General features: G+C 63.8%; 21 protein-coding genes. 10 read left to right on the forward strand and 11 right to left on the reverse strand.

The features are described 5' to 3' along the window. Positions 1–19: 19 nt before the first annotated feature. Positions 20–2,890, reverse strand: a complete 2,871-nt coding sequence (locus FJ039_01160; GenBank protein MBM4404784.1) for a hypothetical protein — start codon at positions 2,888–2,890, stop codon at positions 20–22. Between the two features lie 18 nt (positions 2,891–2,908). After that, positions 2,909–3,595, reverse strand: coding sequence for a hypothetical protein (locus tag FJ039_01165; protein ID MBM4404785.1), 687 nt, complete (start codon positions 3,593–3,595; stop codon positions 2,909–2,911). Between the two features lie 169 nt (positions 3,596–3,764). Between FJ039_01165 and FJ039_01170 the strand changes: the two genes are divergently transcribed. From FJ039_01170 to FJ039_01180, 3 genes are all read left to right on the forward strand, one after another. After that, positions 3,765–4,367: a sigma-70 family RNA polymerase sigma factor gene (locus tag FJ039_01170; GenBank protein ID MBM4404786.1), complete on the forward strand. Its 603-nt coding sequence runs from the start codon at positions 3,765–3,767 to the stop codon at positions 4,365–4,367. Positions 4,368–4,436: 69 nt separating this feature from the next. Next, complete coding sequence (locus tag FJ039_01175) at positions 4,437–5,273, forward strand: anti-sigma factor (GenBank protein ID MBM4404787.1); 837 nt, start codon at positions 4,437–4,439, stop codon at positions 5,271–5,273. Positions 5,274–5,374: 101 nt separating this feature from the next. After that, positions 5,375–6,682, forward strand: coding sequence for an adenylosuccinate synthase (locus FJ039_01180; protein MBM4404788.1), 1,308 nt, complete (start codon positions 5,375–5,377; stop codon positions 6,680–6,682). Here the strand turns inward: FJ039_01180 and dapA are convergent. From dapA to FJ039_01195, 3 genes are read right to left on the reverse strand one after another with little or no spacing between them, the layout of a single operon-like run. Continuing rightward, complete coding sequence (gene dapA, locus FJ039_01185) at positions 6,679–7,587, reverse strand: 4-hydroxy-tetrahydrodipicolinate synthase (GenBank protein ID MBM4404789.1); 909 nt, start codon at positions 7,585–7,587, stop codon at positions 6,679–6,681. The genes FJ039_01180 and dapA overlap by 4 nt on opposite strands. Before the next feature lie 15 nt (positions 7,588–7,602). Beyond that, a complete protein-coding gene (locus FJ039_01190; protein ID MBM4404790.1) occupies positions 7,603–8,625 on the reverse strand; it encodes an aspartate-semialdehyde dehydrogenase in 1,023 nt (340 codons plus the stop codon). 9 nt (positions 8,626–8,634) lie between these two features. Further along, positions 8,635–9,432, reverse strand: a complete 798-nt coding sequence (locus FJ039_01195) for a 4-hydroxy-tetrahydrodipicolinate reductase (GenBank protein ID MBM4404791.1) — start codon at positions 9,430–9,432, stop codon at positions 8,635–8,637. A 122-nt stretch (positions 9,433–9,554) separates the two neighbouring features. Here FJ039_01195 and FJ039_01200 point away from each other — a divergent pair, with 122 nt between their 5' ends. Both FJ039_01200 and FJ039_01205 read left to right on the forward strand, forming a co-directional pair. Further along, complete coding sequence (locus FJ039_01200; protein MBM4404792.1) at positions 9,555–10,673, forward strand: hypothetical protein; 1,119 nt, start codon at positions 9,555–9,557, stop codon at positions 10,671–10,673. After that, a complete protein-coding gene (locus FJ039_01205; GenBank protein ID MBM4404793.1) occupies positions 10,670–11,758 on the forward strand; it encodes a hypothetical protein in 1,089 nt (362 codons plus the stop codon). Before FJ039_01200 ends, FJ039_01205 begins: the two co-directional genes overlap by 4 nt. 60 nt (positions 11,759–11,818) lie before the next feature. On the opposite strand, the gene FJ039_01210 is transcribed toward FJ039_01205, so the two are convergent. The 4 genes from FJ039_01210 to FJ039_01225 form a co-directional block, all read right to left on the reverse strand. Beyond that, the gene (locus tag FJ039_01210) at positions 11,819–14,080 is read right to left on the reverse strand and encodes a polyribonucleotide nucleotidyltransferase (GenBank protein MBM4404794.1); all 2,262 of its coding nucleotides are present in this window, start codon (positions 14,078–14,080) and stop codon (positions 11,819–11,821) included. Between the two features lie 87 nt (positions 14,081–14,167). Then, on the reverse strand, positions 14,168–14,431 hold the full coding sequence (gene rpsO, locus FJ039_01215) for a 30S ribosomal protein S15 (GenBank protein MBM4404795.1): 264 nt from the start codon (positions 14,429–14,431) through the stop codon (positions 14,168–14,170). Between the two features lie 115 nt (positions 14,432–14,546). Next, positions 14,547–14,993 (reverse strand): Lrp/AsnC family transcriptional regulator, encoded by a 447-nt coding sequence (locus FJ039_01220; protein ID MBM4404796.1) that lies wholly within the window; start codon positions 14,991–14,993, stop codon positions 14,547–14,549. Between the two features lie 249 nt (positions 14,994–15,242). Continuing rightward, positions 15,243–17,729, reverse strand: a complete 2,487-nt coding sequence (locus FJ039_01225) for a hypothetical protein (GenBank protein ID MBM4404797.1) — start codon at positions 17,727–17,729, stop codon at positions 15,243–15,245. Between the two features lie 132 nt (positions 17,730–17,861). Between FJ039_01225 and FJ039_01230 the strand changes: the two genes are divergently transcribed. The 3 genes from FJ039_01230 (at position 17,862) to FJ039_01240 (ending at position 22,048) form a co-directional block, all read left to right on the forward strand. Continuing rightward, a complete protein-coding gene (locus FJ039_01230; GenBank protein ID MBM4404798.1) occupies positions 17,862–20,282 on the forward strand; it encodes a CoA transferase in 2,421 nt (806 codons plus the stop codon). A 17-nt stretch (positions 20,283–20,299) separates the two neighbouring features. After that, a complete protein-coding gene (locus tag FJ039_01235) occupies positions 20,300–20,953 on the forward strand; it encodes a methyltransferase domain-containing protein (protein MBM4404799.1) in 654 nt (217 codons plus the stop codon). 186 nt (positions 20,954–21,139) lie between these two features. After that, positions 21,140–22,048: an acyl-CoA desaturase gene (locus FJ039_01240; protein ID MBM4404800.1), complete on the forward strand. Its 909-nt coding sequence runs from the start codon at positions 21,140–21,142 to the stop codon at positions 22,046–22,048. A gap of 219 nt (positions 22,049–22,267) precedes the next feature. Here FJ039_01240 and FJ039_01245 read toward each other — a convergent pair whose 3' ends face one another. Both FJ039_01245 and FJ039_01250 read right to left on the reverse strand, forming a co-directional pair. Continuing rightward, on the reverse strand, positions 22,268–23,344 hold the full coding sequence (locus tag FJ039_01245) for an ABC transporter permease (protein ID MBM4404801.1): 1,077 nt from the start codon (positions 23,342–23,344) through the stop codon (positions 22,268–22,270). Position 23,345: 1 nt separating this feature from the next. Beyond that, the gene (locus FJ039_01250) at positions 23,346–24,299 is read right to left on the reverse strand and encodes an ABC transporter ATP-binding protein (GenBank protein ID MBM4404802.1); all 954 of its coding nucleotides are present in this window, start codon (positions 24,297–24,299) and stop codon (positions 23,346–23,348) included. A gap of 200 nt (positions 24,300–24,499) precedes the next feature. Here FJ039_01250 and FJ039_01255 point away from each other — a divergent pair, with 200 nt between their 5' ends. Then, positions 24,500–25,720 carry an amidohydrolase gene (locus tag FJ039_01255; protein MBM4404803.1) on the forward strand — a complete coding sequence of 407 codons (1,221 nt, stop codon included), beginning with the start codon at positions 24,500–24,502 and terminating at the stop codon, positions 25,718–25,720. After that, positions 25,717–26,859, forward strand: a complete 1,143-nt coding sequence (locus FJ039_01260) for an amidohydrolase (GenBank protein MBM4404804.1) — start codon at positions 25,717–25,719, stop codon at positions 26,857–26,859. The genes FJ039_01255 and FJ039_01260 overlap by 4 nt, the downstream gene beginning before the upstream one ends. The last annotated feature ends 8 nt before the right edge of the window (positions 26,860–26,867 follow it).

Here is a 26,867-nt window from a genome sequence, read left to right on the forward strand (position 1 = left end):
ACAGGCCAGCCTCCGCAGGTTACCCTTGGGTCCGGCCAAGCCAGCCGACGATCTCAGCGGGCAGATTGGCCGAAGGGCCGGACTTTCGCGTGCAGGGCGGGATGGAGCCGAAGAAGGCCGCGCCGTAGCGCGCATTGAGGATACGCTTGTCCAGCACAACAAGGACCCCCCGATCCGTCTTGCGGCGGATGAGCCGCCCAAAGCCCTGCTTGAAGCGCAGGACGGCCTGGGGCACGGCGTACTGGCTGAAGGCATCTTCGAACTGCTCGGAGCGGGCGGCGAAGACCGGGTCCGTGGGCACGTTGAACGGGAGGCGGGCTATAACGAGAACGCTCAAGGCATCGCCGGCGATGTCCACGCCCTCCCAAAAGCTGCCGGTGGCTAGGAGGAGGCACTTGGAAGTGGTCTTGAACTGCTCGGTGAGCTGGCGAGGCGAGCCATCGGCCCCCTGGGCGATGACGGTGACGCCATCGGCGGCGAGGGCGGCGGGCAGGCGCGAGCGGGCGGCGCGGAGCGGCGCCCAGCTGGTGAAGAGCACCATCGTGCGGCCCTTGGCGGCGCGGGCGACCTCCGCGATGACCTTTTCCAGGGCGGCCTGGTAGCCCGGCTGGGAGGGCTCCGGCACGTCATCGGGCGTGTAGGCCAAGGCGAGCTTGGGATAATCGAAGGGCGAGCCCAGCGTCAACTCGTCGGCATCGTCCAGGCCCAAGCGGCCCTTCACATAGGCCATCTTGCCGCCCACGGCCAGGGTGGCGCTGGTGAGGACAAGGGTCTCCTTATCGTCAAAGAGCCGCTCGTTCAGCTCCGCCCCCACGTGGAGCGGCGCGCTGTGGATTGCGACGTTGCCATCCTTGGAGTTGACCACCACCCAGTAGACTTGGCTCGCGCGCGGCTGGACGACGGCGTTCGCGAGGCTCTCTTTCACCTGGCGCAGGCCGTTCACCACCGTCAGCAGCTCCAGCCGGAACTCATCGCGGTTCGTCAGCTCGCCAAGGGCCAAGCGTCCCACCATGGAGTCGAGCCGCTCCAGGCCCTTCATCATCTTTTCCAGCAGGATGTTCACATCCTCCCACGCGATCTCGATCTTCGCCCATTCCGGCCTGCCTCGGGCCGCCTTGGTGAGGCGCACGGCGGCATCGTAGGTGCTCCTTTCCGCCTGGTGGAGGGAGAAGGCGCTGATGAGGCGGAAGAGTCCCGTGACCTTGCCCTGACACTGAAGGGCGTCCGTCTGCACCTCTTCCAGCAGGAGCTTCAGCTCCTTCCCCTTCTCGCTCGCGCCCAGAAGCCCGCGCGTGAGGGCCAGAACGGGCGCAAGGAGGCCCGGCCCTTTGTCACGCTGGGGCGCGGAGCTGCCGATGATCTCTTCGACGAGGTCGGCGATGGTGCCTTCATCAATCTCCAAGCCCCACTGGTCGGTGACGACCTCTTCCAGATTGTGCGCTTCGTCAATGATGAGGCGGGTGGAATGGGGCAGGAGCCCTTCGTGGACGGCATCGAGGGCGAGGAGGGCATGGTTGACCACGATGAGGTTGGCCTGCTCGGCGCGACGGCGCGCGGCATCGTAGAAGCAGAGGCCGCGCTTCACGAAGGGGCAGGGCCCCGTGCCGCCATCAAAGCTCTCGGCGGAGAGGCGGCTCCAGACGGGCTGTTCCTGCGGCGTGAGGTTGATCTCGCCCTTATCGCCATCAGCCGTCTCCCGGAGCCAGATGAGGAGCTTCACCAGGATGCGCGCCTCCACAGCGGAGAGGTTCGGCGATTGCTTGAGCCCGGCCCAGCGGCGCATGCAGATGTAGTTGGAACGGCCCTTCAGCAGGGCGACGCGGAAGCTGTCCACATTCGGCTCCCCAGAGACGGTCAAGGCCTCCAAGGTGCCGGGGATGTCCTTGAAGAGCAGCTGCTCCTGAAGGTTGATGGTGTTGGTGGAGACGACCACCGGTTGGCCGGTCCGCAGGGAGAAGACGGCGGAAGGCAGAAGATAGGCGATGGACTTTCCCGTGCCGGTGCCCGCCTCCACGATGAGCCTCCCATTTTCGGCAAGGGCCTTGCCCGCGGCCTTCGCCATCGCCACCTGCTGGGGGCGCGCCTCGTACTGCGCGATGGTGCGTGCCAGGGGGCCATCGGTGGCAAGGAGGTTTGCCACCGCTTCAGGGTCAAAGGCCATGCCGGACTTGGGCGCGGGGGCCGTCTCCTCCACGGCGAGCCGGGCCTTCATATCGCCCACCACAAGCCCCTCAAAGCCGGGCTCGCTCGCGTAGACGGGGCGATAGCCCGGGCCAAAGACGTCCCGGAAGAGGAGGCGGAGAGGCCAATCGCTCCGTTCGGCTATGCGCATGATTTCCGCTTGCACATCAGACGGCAGGCTGCGAAGGAGCTGGATAAGGCGGAGGAAGATTCCCATCGTCGTCTCGGCGTCATGGACGGCGCGGTGGGCATGCTGGTGTGTGATGCCGAAGTGCCGCGCGATGCCCGTGAGGGTGTAGCCGCCAAGGCGCGGCAAGAAGGCGGAAGCCAGGTCCCACGTATCGTAGGTGGGGCTGGCGAAGCGGACGCCCTTCCGTTGGAGAAAGCCCAGATCGAAGGGGATGTTGTGGCCGATGACGGGGCTCACGCCAACAAAGGCCACAAGCTTCGGCGCCACTTCGCTAAAGGCCGGCGCGGTAGAGAGTTCGGCATCCGTGATGCCCGTGAGGGATTGGATGAACTGCGTGAGGGGGCGCTTGGGGTTGACCAGCTGGCTCAGGGACTCCACGCGCCTATCGCCGTGGTACTTCACCGCCCCCACTTCGATGATCTCATCGGTCTCAACGCTCAGACCCGTGGTCTCCAGGTCAAGGGAGACCCAGGTGATGTCTGGGACGGAAGGGTGGCCTGAGGCGGCGGGTGGCGTCACTGGAGGGCCAACGGCGCTCTAGTTGGCCGAGGGGCCAAAGGGCTTGGTGTGGCCGTTCAAGAGGCCGTCGGTGGCGTGAAAGCGTCCGGCCTTCAGCTCGTGGATGAACTCTTCCTGGGAGCGGATATCCCGTTCGAAGACGGTAGCGCCGCTAGCGAAGCCGTGGGTGGAGTGGGCGTCGCTGCCCCCCAGGGTCGGCTTGCCCAGCTTATTCGCTGTCTGTAGGGCAAAATCGTTCTCCTTCAGCGTGCAGGCCCCGTTCACGATCTCCACGGCGTCCGTTAGGCTGAAGACGCGGTGCTGGACGGCATCCTCAAGTGGAACGGGGTACTTGAAGAGGAGCGACTTGTTCAACGGCGGCTTCTCAAAGAAGCGGCGGAATGGGTGGACAGCCACCATAAAGCCGCCGATCTCCTGGACCACCTTCCGCAGGTGCTCGATGCGATGGATGCCGCTGATATAGCTATCCAGCCCATAGACGATGATGTGGCCCATATCCGTGTCCACTTCAAGGGCGCGGATAAGCAACAGGTCCGGGTGCTGGGCGGCGAAGCGTTGGAAGTCCCACTTATCCCAACCGCCGCCGTGCTCCGTGAGGCAGACCCCGCCAAGGCCAAGGCGACGCGCCTCTGTCACCAGCTCTTCTGGAGAGAGATTACTATCGGGACCGCCTTTAACGGTGTGGACGTGGGTGTCAAAGATCACGGCGCAGGGGGGCCTTCCTACGAGCAAATCTGGAAAATTGTACCGTTTTCATACACTTTCCGTCAAACAAAACGGCACAGCCCAAATCTGTTGAAAAGAGTTATGTATAATCATTGCGCGTTGCCGCAGCGGCATCAATCCGGCGGTACAATGCCTGCGTAGTATCAATATGGGACTCCGGGAAAGGGAGGCGGCAATGAAGCCGGCCCCGCGAGACTACACCCAGCTGAGCGACAACGAACTCCTCGGCTTCATATTGCGGAAGGATCGAGAGGCTCTTTCGGCTCTCTATGACCGCTTCGTGCGGCAGGTCTTCTCCCTCTCCCTGCGCATGGTGGAGAACCAGAGCCTGGCGGAAGAGATCGTGCAAGACGTTTTCATGACCGTGTGGTCGCGAGGAGGGTCGTACAAAAACGACCGGGGGGCCTTCTCTTCGTGGCTGATGAGTATCGCGCACAACCGCTGCATAGACGAGCTGCGAAGGCGGCGTCGCCGGGCCAAGCTACCCACCGTGCCCATAGAGGACCTGACGCACGAGCCGAAAGGAAACGAAGAAGAGGTCACAGACGAGGTCTTTGCCAAGCTGGACCGGGAGGCCATCGTCCAGGCCATGAGCAAGCTCCCCCCGGCGCAGCGCCAGGTCATCACCATGGCTTATTTCCAGGCCTTGACCCAATCCGAAATCTCGAACGTGCTGGCGACGCCCCTCGGAACCATCAAGACGCGCATGCGACTTGGACTGCAGAAGATGCGGGACCTGTTGGCGGTATAGAAATACATATGGCTATCACGTGCGACGAGGCTGTTGAGATCTCCGCCTCCTACGCCCTTGGGGCGCTGGATGAGGCGGAGAAGGCGACAATTGAAGAGCACCTGGAGGGGGTGCCTTGCTTGCCGTTTATCCCTGGAGCAGGACCGGGCTATCGTGAGCCGCCTGCCTGAGGCCGTGAAGCTTACCGAGCCGCCGCCCGCGCTCAAAGGACGGCTGATGGCGCGCGTGGACGAGTTCGAGGCCGAAGAGGCCGAGCCCGTGGTCGCGCAGGCCGAGGGCAGCGGCGGCGGCAACAAAGGCTCAGGTTGGTTCGGCCTCTTTGGCAACCGCCCCTTCGTCTTCGGGACGGCCATCGTCGCCGCCATCGTCTTCCTCATCGCCTGGAGCATCACCCAGACGGTCCGCCTGAACGACCTCTCCAGCGAGAATTTGGAGATGACCGCCCGAGTGGAGGACCTGGAAGCCCAGAATGCGACCGTTTCCACGAGCGTCAGCGGCGTCAAGGAAGAGAATGCCCAGCTCGCCAGTATCGTGCGGCGGCAGTGGGACGCCCTCGCCTTCGCCACCGCGCCGGAGATCAGGGCCGTCCGCTTTGACGGCACGGACGGTTCGCCCACCATCAAGGCCAGCCTCTTCCTGGACGATTCCACCCTCCGCGCCATGATGATGGTGACCGGCCTCAAGCCCCCGCAGGACGGCTACACCTACCAGCTCTGGCTGGTCACCTCCGAGCGCAAGGTTGTGAGCTTGGGTACCTTCCGCACCATCGCGGACGGCTATGCCGCCTGGCCCTTCCAGATGCCCTACACGGCCGCCCCCTACTACACCTACATCGTCTCGCTGGAGCCGCGCGGCGGCAGCGATTGGCCGACGACTCCCGCCGTCCTCCGCTCCAAGACCACGTAACCGCCCCGCGAACCTGGATTTTGGGTGTGTCGCACCTTTCAGCCCACGCGCCCCTTTGATATACTTTCGCCTGCCCATCGAACGTTGACCGTGGTGAACGCATGCCTGCAATAGTCGTCGTCGGCGCCCACTGGGGCGATGAAGGAAAAGGCAAGATCGTAGACATGGTGGCCCGGCAGGCCTCCATGGTCGTCCGTTACGCCGGGGGCGATAACGCCGGGCATACCGTCATCAACGACCACGGCAAGTTCGGCCTGCACCTTGTGCCTTCCGGCATCTTCACCAAGGGCGTCACCTGCGTCATCGCCAACGGCGTGGCCGTGAACTTGGAATCGCTGAGCAAAGAGGTGGAGAGCCTGGAGAAGAGCGGCATTGCCATGAGCCGCCTCCGCATCAGCGATAAGGCCCACGTGGTGCTCCCCTACCACATCCAGCTGGACGGCTTGGAAGAGAAGGCCCGCGGCGATGAGGCCATCGGCACCACCAAGCGCGGCATCGGCCCCATGTACCAGGACAAGGTGGGGCGCATCGGCATCCGCGTCGGCGACCTCCTGGACGCCGACCAGCTCGCCTCCCGGCTGGGTCAGGCGGTGGAGGCCAAGAACACGCAGCTCCGGCACTTCGGCGAAAAGCCCGTCTCCTACGAGGCCCTCTACTCCTGGTGCCGCACGTTAGGCCGGCGGCTGGAGAAGTACATCTGCCCCACGGAAGACCTGATCAACGATGCCCTGGACAAGGGCAAGACCGTCATCTTTGAAGGCGCTCAGGGCGCCTTGCTGGATGTGGAGTTCGGCACCTACCCCTTCGTCACCTCATCGTCCACCATCGCCGCCGGCGTCTACCCCGGCGCGGGCCTGCGCCCGCGCGCCATCGAATGCGTCCTCGGCATCTTCAAGGCCTATACCACGCGCGTGGGCACCGGGCCATTCCCCACAGAGCTGCTGGACGCCACGGGCAACCGCATCCGCGAGCGCGCCCACGAGTTCGGCACGACGACGGGCCGCCCGCGCCGCTGCGGCTGGTTCGATGCCGTGGCCGGGAAGTACAGCGCACGCGTCAACGGCATGACCGCCGGGGCCATCACCCGCCTGGACGTCCTGGACGATTTCACCTCCGTGAAGGTCTGCGTGGGCTACACGATGGAGGGCAAGAAGGTCCCGCACTTCCCGGCGAACCAGCACCACCTGCGCCTCTGCAAACCCGTCTATGAAGAGCTGCCCGGCTGGATGGAGCCGACCTCCCACCTGCGGGAGTTCAAGAAGCTGCCCAAGAACGCCAAGGCCTACGTGAAGCGCCTGGAAGCGCTCGTGGGCGTGCCCATGAAGCTCATCTCCATCGGCCCGCGCCGCGAGGAAACTATCGAAGTCGCGCCGCTGGTGACGGTGAAGGGAAAGCAGAAGCTCCGCTAGGCCTTCTTCTTCACCGGCAGGTCTATCGTCACCTTCGCCAGGGCCGCGCGCACCGTTGCCGCGCTCTTCTCGTCTATCGCAACGAGCGGCAGCCGCAGCCCGCCAACGCTGAAGCCCAGGTAGTTCAGCGCGTACTTGATGGGGATGGGATTCGGGACCACGTAGAGGTCCTTGAAGATCGGCGATAGGCGGTCGTGGATCGCCTGGGCGCCGGCATTATCGCCCTTCGCATCCCGCTCGATCATCTCCTTCATCTGCCTGCCCGCCAGGTGCGAGGCGACGGCAATGACGCCGTAGCCGCCCGCCGCGACGATGGCGTGGGTGTTTCCGTCGTCGCCGCTCCAGACGCGGAAGTCCTTGCGGGTGACGCCCTTGATGATCGCCTCGGCCTGCTTGACATCGGGAGCGGCCTCTTTGACGCCGATGATATTGGGGATGGCGCTCAGGCGTATCGTTGTCTCCGGCGCCATGTTGGTGACGGTGCGAGTGGGCACGTTATAGAGGATGCAGGGGAGCTTGGTGCTCTCCGCTATGGCCTTGAAGTGGGCGTAGAGACCGTCCTGCGTCGTCCTGTTGTAGTAGGGGACGACGAGCAAGACCGCATCGGCCGCGCCCTGCTTCTCCACCTTGCGCGTGAACTCGATGCTCTCTTGAGTATTGTTGGAGCCCGTGCCCGCGATGAGCGCGGCCTTCTTGCCGATGGCCTGGCGCACGGCGGCAAAGAGCTTCAGCTTCTCGTCCTTGGAGAGCGTGGGCGATTCGCCCGTGGTGCCGGAGACCACCAGGCCGTCGCTCCCGGCGGCGATGAGGGCCTTCGCCAGCCGCTTCGCTTGGGCGTAGTCCACCTGCCCCTTCCTATCGAAGGGCGTCACCATCGCGGTGATCAGGCGGCCTATCTCGCGCATGGAGGCTCCGAACCCCTATCGCTTGCCGAGGAGATTGCGGCGCACCAGCTCTTCGGCGATCTGCACAGCGTTCAGCGCCGCGCCTTTGCGAAGGTTATCAGTTGCCAGCCAAAGCGCAAGCCCCGTGGGGTTGGAGCTGTCCTTGCGGATGCGCCCCACGTACACATCGTCCGTCTCCGCCGCCTGGATGGGCAGAGGGTAGAGGCCCTTTACCGGGTCGTCCGCCAGCTTCACGCCGGGCATCTCCGAAAGGAGGACCCGCGCCTGCTTCGGCTCCACGGGGCGCTCGAAGTCAATGTGGACGGCCATGCTGTGTGCCTGGTAGACGGGCACGCGGACGCAGGTGGCGGAGAAGGGCAGTCCGGGCAGGCCCAGGATCTTCCGCGTCTCTTCCTGCATCTTCCACTCTTCCTTGGTGTAGCCGTCGTCCCGGAAGGTGTCCACCTGGGGGATGAGGTTGAAGGCGATCTGGTGCGGGTAGACCGACGTTTCGATCTTCCCGCCGGCAAGGGCAGCGCGCGTCTGGTCCGTCAGCTCGCGCACGGCGGCCGAGCCCGTGCCGGAGACGGCCTGGTAGGTGTCCACCACGATGCGCTTGATGGGGCTTGCCTGGCGCAGGGCGTGGAGCACCATCGCCAGCGGCACGGTGGTGCAGTTGGGCGTGGAGACGATGCCGTGGTGGTTCTGCAGCTCGCTTGCGTTGATCTCCGGCACCACCAGCGGCACCTTGGGGTCGAGGCGGAAGGCCGAGCTATCGTCAATCGCCACTGCGCCCACCCGCGCGGCTGCGGGGCAGTAATCCACAGAGGCGGCCGTGGTGGCCGAGATGAAGGCGATGTCCGCGCCCAGGAAGGCCTTGGCGGGGTCCGTCTCCTCAACGGTGATCTCCTCACCCCGGAAACGCAGCTTTTTGCCCGCCGAGCGCTGTGTGGCGTAGAGCCGCAGCTTCCGCATGGGAAACTTGCGCTGCTCCAGAACCTTGAGGAACTGCGCGCCGACTGCGCCCGTAGCGCCGACCAGGGAAACGACAACACTCATCGCAAACTCCTAGAGACCGAGCAGGCGGTCCAAGCCGAATAGGAAGCCTTTGTTGGCGGCGACGTGCTTCACGGCCAGCAGAACACCGGGCACGTAGCAATCGCGGTTGATGGTATCGTGGCGGATGGAGAGCGTCTGTCCCAGGTGGCCGAAGATGACCTCCTGGTGGGCCATCGTCCCCGGCAGGCGCACGCTGTGGATCGTGACGCCGTCCAGCTGGCCGTCGCGGGTGTGCTGGATCGCCACTTTCTCCGGCGTATTGCGCTTGAACGGCTTGCCCCTGGCGCGCGACATCATCTCCGCCGTCGTCTTCGCCGTCCCGGACGGCGCGTCAATCTTCGTCTCGTGGTGCGTCTCGATGATCTCGGCATAGTCGAAGTGCTTGGCGGCAAGCTGGGCCAGGTGCATCATGACCACCGCGCCCAAGGCGAAGTTGGAGGCGGCCATGCCGCCCACCTTGTGCTTTGCCGAGATGGCCTCCAGCTCTTTCAGCGTCGCATCGGAGAGCCCCGTGGTGCCCACCACGAAGGAAACACCCTTTTGCGCGGCGGCGCGCACGGCGGGAAGCACCGCATCGGCGGTGGAGAAGTCCACCAGCACGGAGGCCTTCACCTTCCCCAGCAGCTCGTCCACGGAGCGGGCCAGAGGCAGCTCGCCGGGAAGGCCGGGGATCATGACCCGCTCGCTCTTGGCCATGACGTCAGCCCCGCCGACAACGGCGGTGTCAGGCCCTTTGCCGAGGCCGGCGCACATGGTCTGACCCATCTTGCCGAGAGCGCCGTTGACGATGACAGTGACCGGGGACATGGGGAGCATTCCTTATGCGAATCGAGAGAACATTATAGCGCAAGAAAAGGGATCGAAAGGGGGTTGACGAAGGTGCTACTGTACCCCTGAGCATCACCACAGCCACGGCGGAGGAGGCCCCTATGAGTTCCGCGGTCAGCACGGGAAAATACGGATTACACACAGGCAAGCCGGAGATCAGGTCCATCGGCCCCATCGCCTTCGGCCCGGAAAGCATCCTCTTCGCGGCTGATAACTCCGGCGCGAAGATCTTCGCCTTCGATGTTCGCGATACGGATGTCGCCCATTTCACCCGCCCCGTCAACGTGGAGAATCTCGATACCCGGCTGGCCGCTTACCTCGGCTGCTCCCGGGACGACCTCACCATCCGTGACGTGGCCGTCCACAAGGCCTCCCAGAACCTCTACCTCTCTGTCATGCGAGGGAGCGGCGCTTCCGCCATCCCCGTCCTGGTAAAGCTCACCGCCAACGGCGCCCTCTCCGCCGTCAGCTTCGAAAGCATCCCCTTCGCGCAAACGGCAGTGGAAAAGGCCCCTTCGGAAGACGACCCTCGCTTGGATGGCCGCGTCGTGCCCGATTCCAGCAAGGAGGGCGAGTTGCGGGTCCTACCGGGAGGCAACCTGCGGCTGGCGCGGGAAAAGCTCCGCACCGTCACCGTGACCGACCTGGCCTATGTGGATGGCGTCCTCATCGTGGCAGGGGCTTGCAATGAGGAGTTCACCTCCGCCCTCCGCCGCATCCCCTTCCCCTTCAGCGGCAAGACGGAGATGCACACCGTTGAAATCTTTCACGTCTCCCACGGCAAGTATGAGACGGCTTCGCCCATCCGCAACTTTGTCCCCTTCGCCGGGAACAAGAGCATCCTCGCCAGCTACACCTGCACGCCCATCGTCCACATCCCGGTGAAGGACGTCGCACCCGGGGCGCAGATCAAGGGCAAGACCGTGGCCGAGCTCGGCGCGCGCAACACCCCGCTCGATATGGTCTCCTACAAGCTGAACGGCGAAGAGTTCCTCCTCGTCTCCAACGCCCGCCACCCGCTCATGAAGATCGCGGGCAAGGACGTGGAGCGCCAGGAGGCGCTCACCCAGCCCAAGGAGCCCCTGGGCGTGCCGCGCAAGGACCTGCCGCATCAGGGCGTCACCCGCATGGCGAACCTGGATTCCGGGCATGTGGTGATGCTGCAGCAGGAGGCCTCCGGAAGCATCCACCTGCGCACCTACCGCGCCGCAGACCTTTGAGCGAGCCGCGCGCCCTTCAGCTAGCCTGGTCGGAGCGCGAAGGCCTCGTCTCTCTTGAGGTGCGCGGCTGGACGGCCGAGGAGCTGCGCGCCTTCCAGCGCGGCGGCGACGATGACCTGAGCCATCGCCTCGCCATCCTGCCCTCTGAACTCGTCGCCGCCATGGCATCCTTCGGCTCCCTCCAGCCCCTCGCGGGCCGCTTCGCCATCATCGGCGATAGCCTGCGCTTCACCCCGCGCTTCCCCTTCCTGGATGGCCTGAGCTACTCCCTCCTCGTCCGCCGGGAAAGCGGCCCCGGCTTTGAAGAGTGGCGCATCCGGCGTCCAGCCCCCAGCGGCGCGCCCACAACCCGTGTTCTTGCCATCTACCCCACCGCTGAAGAAGTGCCCTTTAACCTGCTTAAGTTCTATATCCACTTCTCTAACCCTATGAGCGAGGGGAAGGCCCTCCGCTCCGTCCATGTCCGCCGCGCGGACACCGGGACGACGCTGGAAGACGTCTTTGTCGTCATGGACGAGCTATGGGACCCTGAGCGCCGCCGCCTCACCCTCCTCCTGGACCCCGGCCGCATCAAGCGCGGCCTCGCCCCGCATGAAGAGTCGGGCTACCCATTAATCGAAGGCGTTCCCATCACATTGGCTATAGACACATCCTTCCGGGATGCCTCCGGCATGCCTCTCCAGGCGGCGGCGGAGCGAGGCTACGCCGTGGGCGCGGCCCTTCGCCTCCGTGTTGACCCCAAGGCCTGGCGCATCCGCCCGCCAAAGGCCGGTTCCAAGGAAGCCCTCGTCGTGGACTTCGATCGCCCGCTCGACCACGCCCTCCTTCAGCACTGCCTCTGGGTGCGCGATGGCGCCGGGAAGAGCCTCCCCGGTCACAGCGCCATCGGCCCGCGCGAACAGTCCTGGCGCTTTGAGCCGGAACGTCCATGGGCAAAAGGCCGCTACACGCTTGTGGTAGACCCACGACTGGAAGACCTGGCGGGCAACTCCCTCACGCGCCTCTTTGACCGCGACCTCGAGCGCGCCGAGGATGCCCCGGCCGATACGCGGCTCATCGAAATACCGTTCACCTGCGGCCTCTAGCCTCAGGATCCGCAGCCAAAGAAAAGGCCCCCGAGAACCGGGGGCCTTTTTGCACTCTCTTTAGCGGGGGCCTCTATCGCGGAAGGGAGGCCTGCCGCCGCCATCGCCGCGCGGCGGGCCGCGGGGGCCGCGATCCCCGTAGGGGCGCGGGCCGCGGTCACCGTAGGGCCTGGGCCCGCGGTCTTCCCGCGGGCCGCGATCCTCGCGGGGGCCGCCGTCGCTCACGCGCGCGCCGGAGCTTTGGAGGCCTTCTGAAAGGGCGCGCTTCGATAGGTTGATGCGCCCCATCCGGTCAATCTCCGTCACCATCACCGTGATCTCGTCGCCCACCTTCACCACATCTTCCACGCGGTTGACCCGCTCGGTGGAAAGCTCGCTCACGTGGACCAAGCCCTCCTTGCCGGGCAGGATCTCCACGAATGCGCCGAAGGTCATGATGCGCGTCACCTTGCCGGTGTAGATCGTGCCGACCTCCACCTCGCGGGTGAGCCCTTGGATGATCTCGATGGCCTTGCGCGTCCCCTCTTCCGTCGGCGAGCCGATGAAGACGGTGCCGTCGTCCTCGATGTCCACGGATGCGCCCGTCTGCTCGATGATGGAGCGGATCATCTTGCCGCCTGGGCCGATGACCGCGCCGATCTTCTCCGGGTTGATGCTGATGCGCGTCATGCGCGGCGCGTACTTGCTCATCTCCGTGCGCGGCTGGGCGATGGCCTCATGCATCTTGCCCAGGATGAACATCCGGGCCTCATGGGCCTGGGCCAGAGCCTCCGTCATGATGCCCATGGTCAGGCCCTTGATCTTGATATCCATCTGCAGCGCCGTGACGCCCTTGGCCGTGCCGGCCACCTTGAAGTCCATATCGCCCAGGTGGTCTTCGATGCCCTGGATGTCCGTCAGCACCTTGTACTTCTCGCCCTCCTTGATGAGCCCCATGGCGATGCCCGCCACAGGCGCCTTGATGGGCACGCCGGCGTCCATCAAGGAAAGGGTGCTGCCGCAGACGCTCGCCATGGAGGTGCTGCCGTTGGAGCTGAGCACCTCGGAGACGAGGCGGATGGTGTAGGGAAACTCCTCTTCGTTCGGGATCACCGCCAGCAGGGCGCGCTCGGCCAGCGCCCCGTGGCCGATCTCGCGGCGGCCGGAGCCGCCGATGCGCTTCGCCTCACCAGTCGAAAAGGGCGGCATGTTGTAATGGTGGAGGTAGCGCTTCTCCTCCTCCACGCCGATGCTGTCCAGCTTCTGCTTCTCGCCGATGGAGCCGAGCGTGGTGATGGTCAGCACCTGCGTCTGGCCCCGGCTGAAGAGTCCGGAGCCGTGGGTGCGCGGCAGGAGCCCCACCTTGCAGGAGATGGGCCGTATCTCCTTGGTGTTCCGGCCGTCGGGCCGGAGGCCGCGCTCCAGGATGGAGCGGCGGACCGCCGTCTTTTCTTGCTCGTCTACGGCCTCGTCAATCAGCTCCGACGGGAACTGGTCGCCGATCTTGGCCTTGATATCGGCCTTCAGATCAGCCAGGCCCCGCATCTCCTCCTGCTTGGTCACCGGCTTGAACATGAAGGTGTCCAGCCGGTTGCCGAAGTGCCCCGCCACCATGCGCTGGAGCTCTTCGGGAGCGGTCTTTTCTTCCCCAAAGGCGAACTTGGCCCTGCCGATCGCCTTGGACATCTCTTCGATGAGCTCGATGATTTCCTTGTTCACGATCTGGGCCATCTTCAGAGCCTGGAGCAGGATCTCCTCGGAGACCTCCTTCGCCCCGGCCTCCACCATCACAATGGCGTCCTTGGTCCCGGCCACCACGATGTCCAGCAGGCTGTTCTCCAGCTGCTGGTAGGTGGGGTTCACCACAAGCTGGTGGTTCACATAGCCGATGCGCACGCCGCTCACGGGCCCGTGGAACGGGATGTCCGAGATGGAGAGCGCGGCCGAGGCGCCGATGATCGCCAGGATGTCCGGGTCGTTCTCCTGGTCGGCGGAGAGGGTGGTGATGATGATCTGGACATCGTTCCGCAGGCCCTTGGGGAAGAGTGGGCGGAGCGGGCGGTCCACCAAGCGCATCGTCAGGATGGCGTCTTGGGTGGGGCGGCCCTCCCGGCGGAAGAAGCTGCCGGGGATCTTCCCGGCGGCGTAGAGGCGCTCTTCATAGTCCACCGTCAGCGGGAGGAAGTCTATCCCGGGGCGCGGCTGGACGGAGGCGACTGCGGTGACCAGGAGGATGGTATCGCCGTAGCGGACGGTCACTGCGCCGTTGGCCTGGCCTGCAAGAGAGCCTGATTCGATCTGGAGAATCTTACCTGCGATTTCACGTTCAAAAACACGAGACATTGGGCAAAACCTTTCTTGTGCGGGGAGCCGAGGGGGAGAGGACGGTGGGAGAAAGCGAAAGACCTCGCGCGATGGCGAGGTCTTTGTCTACTTCCGAAGGCCCAACTGCTGCACTACCGACCGATACTTATCTACATCGCTTCGGTGGAGATAGCTCAGCAACCGACGGCGCTGTCCCACAAGCGTGAAGAGACCGCGTCTGGAGATCTGGTCCTTCTTGTGGTCGCGGAGGTGCTCGGTGATCTGATTGATCCGGTGCGTCAGTAACGCGACCTGAACCTCTGTAGAACCCGTATCCTTCGCCTGCTTCTGGAACTGGGAGATGACTGCTGTCTTCTTTTCCTTATCCAACGACCCCGCACCTTTTACTTTCTTCTATGTTTTTATTTTCGAAGGCATTATAGCATGCGCCCTTGGACGTGCCAAACAGGCGATGGCGCAGCGCTGGAAATGCCCCAGGAACGCGCTACCCGATCCTGCCTGACCCGCGCTTCTTTACGTCAAGCACCACAAGCGTCTCCGTCTTTCGGATGCCCGGCACCTTGGAAAGATAGCTCTCCAGGAAGGTGCGCAGGTCCTCCAGCGTGTGCACAAGGACAAAGCAGATAAGGTCGTAGCGCCCAGTGGAGACGGCCAGGTACTGCACCTCTTCCCTATCCTCGAGCGACTTCGCCGTGTCCTCAAGCTGGTCGGGCTGCACGTCTATGCCGATGAGCGCCGAGGTGTTCAGGCCGAACTTGTTCGGGTTGGGCACGGCGCGGATGGCGAGCGTCCCATCCTCCACCAGCATACGGATGCGCCGGCGGATCGTCGCCTCGCTCACGCCGATGTCCCGGGCGATGGCGGCATTGGACTGGCGGGCATCCTCTTGAAGGAGACTGATAATCTTGCGATCGGTCTCGTCAATCTTCATTGAGCGACTCCTTTAGACGTGCATATTCGAGGCAAAGGCAAACCTCTTGGGGGGGAAAGGAGAACGACGAATATTTAATCAGGACGGCCTGATTTCGTCAATATTCGTCATGGCTGGAGCGGGTAATTCGTTGCGTATTCCATCTGAAGAGCCGGGATTCCAGGCGGCTTCGGGCACAGCGACTGGAATGCCACTCCCCAGACAAGGCGATAGAAAGCGTAATGCCAGCGCTCGGGAGCGCCGAAACGGCTATGCGCCCGGCCTCGCCGAGCCGTTTTCCTTTGCCTGCTCGCTCTGACCTGTCGCCCCTGCCGCCTTGGCCGCTGCAGCCTGCGCCTTCGCGAACTCCTCCAGACGCTTCTCCACCAAATGATTGATGGTGCCTTCCGGGAAGTTGCCCTGCCCATCGCGCTCGCCAAAGGGAAGACCAGTCAAGAGCTCAACCCCCTCGGCGATTGTGCCGACGGCATAGATGTGGAACTGGCCTTGCGCCGCCGCCTCCACCAAATCCTCCCGCAACATCAAGTTGCGAACGTTCTGCTTGGGAATCATCACGCCCTGCTTGCCTGTGAGGCCGATAGCCTTGCAGACGTCAAAGTGCCCCTCTACCTTCTGGTTCACGCCGCCGATGGGCTGGACCTCCCCCTTTTGGTTCACGGAGCCGGTGACGGCGATGCCCTGCTTGAGCGGAACGCCGGAGAGGCTTGAGAGGATGGCGTAGATCTCCGTGGAAGAGGCGCTATCGCCGTCAATCCCCTCATACGATTGCTCAAAGCTCACCGTGGCAGAGATGGAGAGGGGGCGCTTCTGGGCATACATCCATCCCAGGTAGCCGCTGATCGTCAGCAGCCCCTTATCGAACGTCTTGCCGCTCATCTTAGCTTCCCGGTCTATGCTGATGACACCGCCGCGCCCAAGGAAGGTCTTTGCCGTGATGCGGCTGGGCTTGCCGAAGGAAACATCGCCCAGGTCAAAGACGGCCAGCCCGTTCACCTGGCCCACCTCGCTGTTCGTCACATCCACCATCAGCGTCCCTTCCTGGATCAGTTCCTGGATGCGCTCAGACACCAGGTTGGATCGGAAGATCTTCTGCTCCAGCGCCTTCTGGACGTGCGCAGCCTTCACCACGTCCGCGTTGTCCTTGCGCGCCCAGAAATCGGCCTCGATCAGCACATCCAGCAGGAGGCCGAAGCGCGTCGAAAGTTTGGTCTGGTCGGAGACGATGCGCGCCGCATACTCCACCACCTTCGCCACTCCCGAGGAATCAAGGTGCTTCAACTTGTTCTTCTCGCAGGCGCTGCAGATAAAACCGGCGTAGGCATCTAAGTTGTTCAGCGTGCGCGGGATCTGGTAGTCAAAGTCCGCCCTGACCTTGAAGGTCTCCCAAAAGTCTTCGTCGTACGCGGCAAGCAGGTGATAGAGCGAGGCATCCCCCGTCACCACTACCTTCACCTCAAGGGGCATCGGCTCCGGGCGGAGGGTCTGCGGCGCGATGAGCCCCATCGCATCCATGGGGTCCTCCAAGCGCACCTCCTTATTCTTCACCACGCGCTTGAAGGCCTCCCACACCAGCGGCGCCATCAGCACCTGGCGCATGTTGAGCACCAGGTAGCCGCCGTTCGCCTGGTGGAAGGCCCCCGGCTTGATAAGCGTGTGGTCGGTCACATAGGCGCCCATCAGGAACTTGCGGTCTATCCTGCCGAAGAGGTTGGCGTATGTGGGGTTGCTCTCTGAGACAATCGGCGGCCCCTTGGAGGCAGAGTTATCCACAAAGACGTTGACCACGAAGGGGACGAGCAGCTCCCGCTCCCGGGCGGCTCGCGCCGCCTCCAGCATGGGCGAGGAGGGCTGGCCGTCCTGCCCATCGCGGATGACGTCCATGTGGGAAAGGACGAACTCCCGCAGGCGTTTGAGAAAGTCGCCCACCTCTTCATACTGGCCGAACTCCTTCTCCACCTCTTTGAAGGAGCCTGAAGTGGAAAACTCCGCCACCTTCCGGTCAAGCTCTTCCAGCCTGGCTCCCGCATCGCGCTCCACCTGCTGGGCGCCCTCCAGCGTCTGCTGCACAAGCCCGCTCAACGACCTGCGTCGCTCGTCCAGGGCGCGCTTCAGTTCGTCCGGGAACTGGGCGAACTCCTCTGGAGTCGCGGGGCGCCCCTCCTTCGTCATCGGCACCAGCGCGATGCCCATCGGCGTCAGCTGAACGGTGAAGCCCTTCGCCCGCGCCTCCCGGTCAAGCTCCTGAAAGAGGCGGCGCTGGTTCGTCTGCCCGCCCTCAAGCGTCGCCCGCCGCTCCGCCTGGTACTCCTCGCTGGAGAAGGCGGCGGCGGCGTGCTTCCGCAGGTCGTCTTCCAACTGCTCGAGCTTTGCCTTGAACTCGCGGCCCTTGCCCGCAGGCAGCTTCACGATGTTCGGCTTGTCAGTGTCTGCAAAGTTGAAGAGGTAGCACCAGTCCGGAGGAGAAGCCGCCGTCCCTGCCGCAATCTTCTTGGCCACCACGTCCTCTAAGTGCTGCTTCACGATGGTGGACTTGCCCGTCCCCCCCAGGCCGGTGACAAAGATGTTGTACCCGGGCTGCTCCACCCCCAACCCGAACTCGATGGCGCCGATCGCCCGCACCTGCCCCACGAACTCCTGCAGCGGCACCAGCTCGTCCGTGCAGCGGAAGGAAAAGGCCTTCTGGTCGCAGCGCCACCGCAGCTTGTCAGGCGTCAGCTCCAGGTGGTGACCTTCCATAGCGCTCCTTTCGGCGGCCGCCGAAGGCGGGGGCCTTGCCGTCAGTCAATCATAGTTACGCCTTATACCTGTTGCAAGGGAAATAGCCGTGTGCCACAATGGGTCGCCCCAGGCTTCTATCAGGAGAAAACGATGCCGAAGATCTGCGAAGGTTTGACGGTGCTGGATGTCAGCCAGGGCATGGCCGGCAGCCTTGCCACCATGGTGCTGGCCGATGCCGGGGCAGAGGTCATCAAGCTCGAACCGCCATCCGGCGATAGCTTCCGCTCCCACCCCGCCTCTATCATGTGGAACCGCGGCAAGAAGAGCGCCATCCTGGATCTAAAGACATCCCAAGGCAAAACTGCTTTCCAATCCCTGGCCAAGACCGCCGATGTCGTTGTCTATAGCGGCATGCCGGACGGCGATGCTCGCCTGGGCATAGACTATGCCGCCCTCTCCAAGACCAACCCCGGCCTGGTCTACTGCAAGATCACCGGCTTCGGTCCCCTCAAAAGCCTCGCCCACCTCAAGGGCTATGACGCCATCGTCAACGCCAAGACGGGCCGCATCCACTCCTTCGATAAGCAGCTCCCCAAGGACGGCCCCCGCTACGCCGCCGTCATGTGCGGCAGCTATGGCGCCGCCATGCACGCCATCCAGGGCGTCATGGCCGCCCTTTACGCCCGCGATAAGTACGGGAAGGGCCAGAAGGTGGAGACCAGCATCACCCAGGGACTCTTCGCCTACGATTGGGGCTGGCTCGGCTGGCAGACGGCGCGCCGCTCCGCGCTGCCGCCCGCCTTCGTTACCGGCTCTCCCACGCCCCAATACTTCGTCGGCCGCACCAAAGATGGTGTCTGGCTCCAGGGCTCCAACTCCATGTCTCATCTCTTTGTAAACTTCCTGGTGGGCATGGAGCTTTCGGAAGTCCTGGCCGAAGAGCGCTACCTGAAACTGCCGAATATCCCTCCCGGCAAGGACATGGAAGAGCTCTACGAAAAGATGCACGCCCGCATGCAGGAGAAGACCGCCGATGAGTGGATGGATATCTTTGTGAACAAGGTGGACGCCGCCTGCGAGCCCTTCCGCACCACCCAGCAGGCCCTCGATCACCCACAGGTCATCCACAACGGGAACGTCATCGAGCTCTTCGACCCAGCCGTCGGCAAGACGCGCCAACTCGGCCCCATCGTCAAAGCCGCCGATACCCCCCTGGAGCCACAGGGCCCCAGCCCTGCCCTGGGCCAGCACACCCAGCAGGTGCTGGACTCCATCAAGGCGCGCAAGCCTAAGGTCTTCGCCAACGGCAGAAAGATGGCCAAACGCCCCTTGGAAGGCGTCACCATCGTCGAATTCGCCACCTGGTTCGCCGCGCCCTTCGGCACCGCCCTCCTGGGCGAGCTCGGCGCGCGCATCATCAAGTTCGAATCCCTGGACGGCGATTCCTTCCGCCGCTGGGCCAACACTGCCACCAAGCCCATGCAGGGCAAGAACAGCATCGCCGTGGACCTCAAACAGCCCGAAGGACAGAAGATCGCCCATACCTTCATCAAGAAAGCCGATATCCTGATGCACAACTTCCGCCCCGGCGTCACGCCGCGCCTGGGCATTGACTATGAGACGTGCAAGAACCTCAACCCGCGCCTCGTCTACCTCTACGCCGGCTCCTACGGCTCCACCGGCCCCATGGCCCACCGCCCCGCCATGCACCCCATCCCCGGCGCCATCTGCGGCGGCGCGCTCTACCAGGCGGGCCAGGGCATGCCGCCCCCGCGCGATAAGAAACTCGTCTATAAAGAGCTCCGCGAGATGAGCAGCGCTCTCTTCCAGGCGAACGAAGGCAACCCGGACGTCTCATCCGCCCTCGGCGTCGCCACGGGTCTCCTCCTGGGCCTCTACGCCCGCGAAAAGACCGGCAAAGGCCAGTACCTGGAGACCACCATGATCGGCTCCTGCCTCTACGCAGAGGCCGATGACGCGATCCAGTATGCCGGCAAGCCCGAGCGCGCTCTGGCCGATCCGCAGCTCAACGGCCTCAACGCCCTCTACCGCTTCTACAAGGCCTCCCAGGGCTGGGTCTTCCTCGCATGCCCCACGGAGAAGGAGTGGCATGACCTCTGCGAAGCCATCGGCAAAACGGCCCTGGCCAAGGACCCGCGCTTCGCCGCCAAAGAGGCCCGCCGTAAGCATGACGCCGACCTCGTCAAAGAGCTGACGCCCATCTTCGCCCAGCGCACCGCCGCACAGTGGGAGGTCATGCTCGCCGAGCATGGCGTCGCCTGCGCCGAGGCGCGCGACAAGGACTTCGCCGATTTCTCAAATACCGATCCGGAGATGCGCAGCGCCGGCCTGTGGGTGGAGACCAAGCACCCATCCCTGGACGTCTATCATCGCTACTCCGCGCCCATGACCTTCTCCGACCAGGAGACGGTCCACGGCCCCACCATTTACGTCGGCGAGCACACGCAGCAGCTCCTCAAGGAGGTCGGCTACAGCGATCAGCAGATGAACGACCTCAAGCAGCGCAAGGTCGTCACCTGGTCCACCCGCGAAGCCGACGACGAGGCATAGTGCTAGAAAGAGCCATCATGGCCAGCTTCATCGTCCCGGAAAACATCGAAGGCTACGCCGCGCGCCACACCACGCCCGTCCCCAAGCTCCTCCAGGAGCTGACGGACGAGACCTTTCGAACGATGGAATCGCCCGCGATGCTCTCCGGCCAGCTGGAAGGGACGCTCCTCCAGTACCTCATCTCCCTCTCTAGCGCCAAGCGCGTCCTTGAGCTGGGGATGTTCACCGGCTTCAGCGCCCTGATGATGGCCGCCGCGCTGCCGCCGGACGGCAAGCTCATCACCTGCGACGTGAACCCCAAGGCCAGGGAGTTCGCAAGCCGCTACTTCAGCAGCAGCCCCCACGGGCATAAGATCGAGATCAGGCTCGGGCCCGCCCTTGAGACGATGAAGACCCTCCAAGGCCCCTTCGACTTCGTTTTCATAGACGCCGATAAGCCGAACTACATCAACTATTACGAGCGCGCCCTGGATCTCCTCTCGCCCAAGGGCATCATCGCAGTGGACAACGTCCTCTGGAGCGGCCGTGTCCTTGACCCCAAGGACGAAAGCAGCAAGGCCATCGCCGCCTTTAACGACCATATCGCCAAAGACAAGCGCGTCCAGGTCGTCATGCTCACCATCCGCGATGGCCTCTCCCTCATCCGCCGCGCGCCTGCCGCCTCAGCCTAGCGCCGCTACCTCGGCTTGCGATGATGCACAAATAGTGCAGCACTTCGCTATCTCCCCTAGTACCCGCCCGCTAGAATTGCCCCCAGATTCAGGCGGAAATACAGGTTGCAGTGACCGTCGCTCCGATATAATGAGCCGAACACCTACGTATGGGAGAGACTGTTGTTCGAATTCCTACGCGGACAAATGAAACCCACCTACGAGCGTCACCCGGATAGAGAACTCCTCTTCATCCGCATCTCGACTCTTTTTCTCGTCATCGCCCCCTTTGCCGGCGTCATCTGGGCCACCGTTTACTCCTTGAACAACGGCATCGGCGTCAAGGACCTAGGCATCCTCGCCGGCTTCTACCTCGCCACCGCCTTCGGCGTCACCGTCGGCTTCCACCGCATGCTCACCCACCGCAGCTTCGATGCCAACCCGGTGGTCAAAGCCATCCTCCTCATCTTCGGCACCTGGTCCATCCAGGGTGCCGCCATCGGCTGGGCCGCCATCCACTCCAAGCACCACGCCAAGTCCGATGATGTCGGCGATCCGCACAGCCCCTATTGGAGCGAGTCCGGCAAAGTCGGCGGCTGGCGCGGCTTCTTCCACGCCCACATGGGCTGGATGCTCGGCGGCATCCGCGCCGACCCTGAGCGCTACGCCAAGGCCCAGATGCAAGACCCCGTCATCCGCTTCATCAGCAAAACGGCCTTCTGGTGGGCTGTGCTGGGCATGTTGCTCCCCTTCTTCATCGGCGGCGTCAGCGGGTTCATCTGGGGCGGCCTCGTCCGCGTCTTCCTGGTGCATCACGTCACCTGGAGCGTCAACTCCATCTGCCACATCTGGGGCAGCCGTGATTACTCCACGGGCAAGGACCGCAGCACCAACAACCGGTTCGTCGCCCTCCTCTCCATGGGCGAAGGCTGGCACAACAACCACCACGCCTTCCCCCGCTCCGCCTACCACGGCCTCACCCGGTGGCAGGTGGACTTCTCCGCCTACCTCATCCGCGCCCTCCGCGCCGTCCGACTCATCAGCAACGTCTACGAAGTCCCCAAAGACGTCATCTCCGCCCGCAAGTCTCAGGCTATCAACCGCCGCGCCGCCTGACACCCACAGATCCCCTCGAACAAAAATGCCCCGAAGGATCGGGGCTCTTTCCGGATCGGATGCAATCAATCCGGGCTGATGTAGGGGCGTCCCAATCCCGTCGGGAAAGCGCGGTCCTTGCTGAAGGACTCTCGGTCTTACGAGTCCGGACCTATCGGACCGTATGCTGCATCGAAGCCGCACCGGAGCGCGCGCCCTCAAAATTCTGAATGGCGTAGCCTACCGAAACTTAAAGACCTTCACTGCAATGAAGGCCGTCACGATGATCCACACGCCCAGGATCGCCATCTCCTGTGGGAAATCCCATAGCGGCCTGGCGTCCGTTGCGATACCCCGCATCCCCTCCAAGAGCGGCGAAAGCGGCAGGTACTGCACCAGCCAGCGCAGGAAGGCCGGCAGCGTATCCGTCGGGAAGAACGTCCCGGAAAGAAACATCATCGGCAGCGAGACCACGTTCCCCAATCCGCTCGCCGCGCTCACCGTCTTCGCGAACGCCCCCACGATGAACCCCAGGTTCAGAAAGACCAAGTTTCCAAAGACAACAAAGACGAGGAGGTAGAAATAGTTGCCGTAGAAATGCGCGTCAAAGAGCAGCATCCCGGAGACCAGGATGATAGCCGCCTGGATGAGCGAAAGGACGAGGAACGAGACGATGACCGCCGCGAAGAACGTCTGGATCCTCAGCGGCGTCGCCAGCAGCCGCTTGAAGATCTTCTTCTCCCGCCACACGGCGAGGTTCGATGCCAGCCCGATGATCGAATAGGTCATCACCCCAAGGCCGATGAACCCCGGCAAGAGGAAATCGAAATAGCCCGTCTGCCTGGACAGGATGCCCTGCGATTCCAGATTCAACAGCGGCTGCGCATCCGCAAGCTCCAGGTTCGCCCCGTCTACGAAGCGCCGCACCAGCCCGATGATGACGGCGGATACGGCGCTGCTCTCATCGTAGATCAGCGTGATCTTCACCGGCCTCTTCGCCGCCACATCCTCCCCCAGTCCCTGGGGAAGGATGAGCAAGAACCGACGCTCCCCGTCCCGCAAGTCCTGCCTCGCCTTCGCCTCGTCGGCCGCCTCCTCCATCTTCAGCGTCTCGATGTCGTCCAAGCTCTTAACCAGGCTCTTGGAGAGTTGGTCCCGGGAATAGTCCACCACCAAGACCTTCGTCGTCGGCGTCTCGTCCAGGTTGAAAAGGCCGAAGACCACCACGAAGATGAGCGGGAAGAGCAGGGCCCAAAAGATAGACTGCCGGTTGCGGAAGAGCATCTTCAGGTTCGCGGCTACCAGGTAAAGTAGCATCTCAGTCCCTGAGCCCGCGCCCGGTGATCGTCAGAAAGACGTCTTCCAAGTTGCCGCGCACCACTTCCAAGTGGTCTATCCGCCGCCCGTTGGCGTTCGACCACGCCATCAGCGCCGGCAGCGTCCGCGCCGCGTCCGAAGAGGCGAGTGTCAATGCGCCGTCCGCCTCCGCCTGCACATTCATCACCGCCTCAAGACCCTTGAACAGCTCCGGCGGCTGGGCCTCGGCAAGCTTGATGCGCACCTTGTACGGCACCGGTAGCCCTTTGATCAGGCGCTCCGGCGTATCCAGCGCCACGATGCGCCCGCGGTCCATGATCGCCACGCGCTGGCACAGGAACTGCGCCTCTTCCATATAGTGCGTCGTCAGCACCACGGTGCGCCCCTCGCCGTGGATGCGCTGGATGAACTCCCACAGGTTCCGGCGCGCCTGCGGGTCAAGCCCCGTCGTCGGCTCATCTAGAAATATGACCTCAGGGTCGTTCACCAGCGCCGCCGCTATGGCGAAGCGGTGCTGCTGCCCCCCGGAAAGCTTCACCACCGGCGTCTCGATCTTCTCCGCCAGCCCCACCTTCTCCAGCAGCTCGGCGGGAGAGAGCCGCTTCGCGTACAGCCTGCCGAACAGCTCCAATATCTCTCGGAGCTTCAAGTAGTCGAAGTAGGCCGAAGCCTGCAGCTGAACGCCGATGCGCTCCTTCGCCTTCCACGGCTCCGCCGCCGTGTCTATGCCCAGGACGCGCGTCTTCCCCGCTGTCGGCTCCTGCAGCCCTTCGATGCACTCCAGTGCCGTCGTCTTCCCCGCGCCGTTCGGCCCCAGGATGCCGAACACCTCTCCGCGCCTCACGGCAAAGGAAACATCCTTCACCGCTTCCAGCGAGCCGAAGCGCTTCGTCAGCCCCTCAACAACGATGTCATGTTCCGCGTGCTGGGTCGCCATGGGAAAATCGCACTCCATTGTAGCAATGACTCGCCCCGCGGATATGATCTCCCCCTCTCTCGCCCTAAGGAGCGGCGCTGCCTCATCGCCACGACGAACCGGCCTACACTGTCTGAGTTGCCCCAGCAACTCCTACCCCTTCTACTTGACTTACCAAAACCCCTCTCCCTATCATTTGCCCCCATTCCACGGCCTGAGTCTCTCTCTAAGGAGATGTCATGAACTACGGATTCAAAGCCGTTGATTCCGATGGCCACGTCTCAGAAGCCCTCATCAACTGGGAAAAGGAACTCCCCGAGCGCTATCGCAGTTTCGTCGTCCGCTCACCCAACATCTACCACCAGCGCGATGCCAAGGGTCGCCTCGTCACAGGCCAGCTCACACCCAAAGACGCCTCCTTCGTCAACTTCAAAGGCGTCCGCCGCAACCCCGGCCCCGGCCATCCCAAGACCCACTTCCACGGCCCCGCCAGTGACATCCTCTCCATGCGCAGCCCGGAGATCACCGGCATGTGGGACCCCCACGCCCGCATCAAGGACATGGAGCGCGCCGGCACCTGGGCCGCCGTCCTCTTCCCATCCCACGCCATCGCCCTCCCCACCTGGGACAACGCCGGTCTAGCCGTCGCCGCGGCAAAAGTCTACAACAACTGGCTCGCCTCCTATTGCAAACCCTACCCTGATCGTCTCTTCGGCCTCGCCGTCCTGCCCCTCCAGCACCCGGAGGCCGCCGCCGAAGAGCTCCGCCGTTGCGTCACCCAGCTCGGCTTCCCCGGAGCCTGCGTCACCTCCAACATCCGCAACATCCCCCTCAGCGACCCGATGTTCGATACCCTCTGGGCGGAGGCCTCCCGGCTCAAAGTGCCCATCGGCATCCACGCGGCAACCGGCTCCAAGGGCATCGAATCCGTCGGCCAGGACCGCTTCGATCGCTTCATCCACACCCACATGGTCTCCCACTCCTTCGAGCAGATCTGCGCCGTCAGCGCCTTCATCCTCGATGGCGTCCTCGATCGCTTTCCCGGCATGCAGGTCGTCTTCTGCGAAGGCCAGGCAAGCTGGCTCCCCTGGTGGCTCTACCGCATGGAGGAGCACATGGAGAAGCTCCGTCCCCAGGCATATTGCAATGAAGAAGACCCCGCCGAATACTTCCGAAATGGCCGCTGCTACATCACCTGCGAATCGGACGAGCCCGCGCCTCTCCTCAACGCCGTCGCCGAGTTGGTGGGAGATAGTTGCGTCTGCTACGCCTCCGATTACGCCCACTGGGACACCTCCTGGCCCAGGGATGTCGAGATGATCGCCACAAACCCTAAGCTCTCCACCGCCTACAAGCAGAAGATCCTTGTGGACAACCCCACTCGCGCCTTCAAACTGCCCATCGGCGGGAAGAACGGGAGCGCCGCCAAAGCGAAGCCTCCCGCCAAGGCACGAGCATGACAAAGCCCGTCATCGTCTCCAGCGACTCCCACGTCGTCGAGCCGCCCGACCTCTGGACCAAGGGCATCGAGAAGGCCTACCGCGACCGCGCACCCCGCGTGGACTATAACGACGAAGGCGATTGGTGGGTCTGCGACGGCCTCTGGCTCATGTCCATGACCGGCGGCACGGACGCCGGCTTCCGTTTCGAAAGCCTGGAGAAGATGCGCCGCGAGGCCAAGTTCTCGGAGGTCGTCAAAGGTGGCTACATCGCAAGCGAAAAGCTTAAGGACATGGACGCCGACGGCATCTACGGCGAAGTCGTCTACCCCACCACCGGCCTCGTCATGTGGCGGCTGGAAGATAGCCTCCTCTTCGATGCCGTCTGCCGCGCCTATAACACCTGGATTGCCGATTTCTGCAAGGAGGATCCCAAGCGCATCAAAGCCGTCGCTATGATCAATACCGATGATGTCGCCGCCGGTGTCGCGGAGCTCCAGCGCGCCGCCAAGCTCGGCCTCGCCGGGGCCATGATCAGCGTCAATCCCGGCGATCGCGATCAGTACAGCCAGCCTAAGTACGAGCCCCTCTGGGCCGCCGCGCAAGACGCCCAGCTCCCCCTGACGCTCCACATCGGCACCCACCGCGCCAGGCAAGGCGCCAACTCGCCCATCCGCATCCGCGAGCGGGCGCGCAACATGATGTCATCGCCGCCCTTCACCTCAACCGCCGCCCACTGGTTCCAGGTCTCCGTCGCCCACATGATCTTCTCCGGCGTCTTTGACCGCTTCCCCAAGCTCCAGGTCGTCTCCCTGGAGCATCGCGCCTCCTGGGCGCCGCACTTCCTCACCGCCATGGACTACGAATACACTCAGCGCCCGCCGAGCCCCGATTGGCCGCGCTTCCGCAGCGCCTCCCTCCCCAGCGATTTCTTCCGGACCAACATCGCCCTCAGCTTCCAGGAAGACGTCCTCGCCGTCCAGCAGCGCCACCTCATCGGCATGGACTGCCTCACCTGGGGCGACGACTACCCCCACCCGGAAGGCACATTCCCCAGGAGCCGGGAACGCCTCGCCCTCATGTTCGCAGGCGTCCCCGAAGCGGACAAAGCCAAGATCCTCGGCGCCAACGCCGCTCGCATCTACCGCTTCGCCTTGTAGCGCCGAGG

The sequence above is a fragment of the Chloroflexota bacterium genome, from assembly GCA_016875535.1.
GTDB lineage: Bacteria > Chloroflexota > Dehalococcoidia > SHYB01 > SHYB01 > VGPF01.

What these genes read in the sequence shown, in the direction of transcription:
- FJ039_01170 (MBM4404786.1), top strand. Translation starts at nt 3,765, where the DNA reads ATGGGACTCCGGGAAAGGGAGGCGGCAATGAAGCCGGCCCCGCGAGAC.
- FJ039_01175 (MBM4404787.1), top strand. Translation starts at nt 4,437, where the DNA reads ATGAGGCGGAGAAGGCGACAATTGAAGAGCACCTGGAGGGGGTGCCTT.
- FJ039_01180 (MBM4404788.1), top strand. Translation starts at nt 5,375, where the DNA reads ATGCCTGCAATAGTCGTCGTCGGCGCCCACTGGGGCGATGAAGGAAAA.
- dapA (MBM4404789.1), bottom strand. Translation starts at nt 7,587, where the DNA reads ATGCGCGAGATAGGCCGCCTGATCACCGCGATGGTGACGCCCTTCGAT.
- FJ039_01190 (MBM4404790.1), bottom strand. Translation starts at nt 8,625, where the DNA reads ATGAGTGTTGTCGTTTCCCTGGTCGGCGCTACGGGCGCAGTCGGCGCG.
- FJ039_01195 (MBM4404791.1), bottom strand. Translation starts at nt 9,432, where the DNA reads ATGTCCCCGGTCACTGTCATCGTCAACGGCGCTCTCGGCAAGATGGGT.
- FJ039_01200 (MBM4404792.1), top strand. Translation starts at nt 9,555, where the DNA reads ATGAGTTCCGCGGTCAGCACGGGAAAATACGGATTACACACAGGCAAG.
- FJ039_01210 (MBM4404794.1), bottom strand. Translation starts at nt 14,080, where the DNA reads ATGTCTCGTGTTTTTGAACGTGAAATCGCAGGTAAGATTCTCCAGATC.
- FJ039_01220 (MBM4404796.1), bottom strand. Translation starts at nt 14,993, where the DNA reads ATGAAGATTGACGAGACCGATCGCAAGATTATCAGTCTCCTTCAAGAG.
- FJ039_01225 (MBM4404797.1), bottom strand. Translation starts at nt 17,729, where the DNA reads ATGGAAGGTCACCACCTGGAGCTGACGCCTGACAAGCTGCGGTGGCGC.
- FJ039_01230 (MBM4404798.1), top strand. Translation starts at nt 17,862, where the DNA reads ATGCCGAAGATCTGCGAAGGTTTGACGGTGCTGGATGTCAGCCAGGGC.
- FJ039_01235 (MBM4404799.1), top strand. Translation starts at nt 20,300, where the DNA reads ATGGCCAGCTTCATCGTCCCGGAAAACATCGAAGGCTACGCCGCGCGC.
- FJ039_01240 (MBM4404800.1), top strand. Translation starts at nt 21,140, where the DNA reads ATGAAACCCACCTACGAGCGTCACCCGGATAGAGAACTCCTCTTCATC.
- FJ039_01245 (MBM4404801.1), bottom strand. Translation starts at nt 23,344, where the DNA reads ATGCTACTTTACCTGGTAGCCGCGAACCTGAAGATGCTCTTCCGCAAC.
- FJ039_01250 (MBM4404802.1), bottom strand. Translation starts at nt 24,299, where the DNA reads ATGGAGTGCGATTTTCCCATGGCGACCCAGCACGCGGAACATGACATC.
- FJ039_01255 (MBM4404803.1), top strand. Translation starts at nt 24,500, where the DNA reads ATGAACTACGGATTCAAAGCCGTTGATTCCGATGGCCACGTCTCAGAA.
- FJ039_01260 (MBM4404804.1), top strand. Translation starts at nt 25,717, where the DNA reads ATGACAAAGCCCGTCATCGTCTCCAGCGACTCCCACGTCGTCGAGCCG.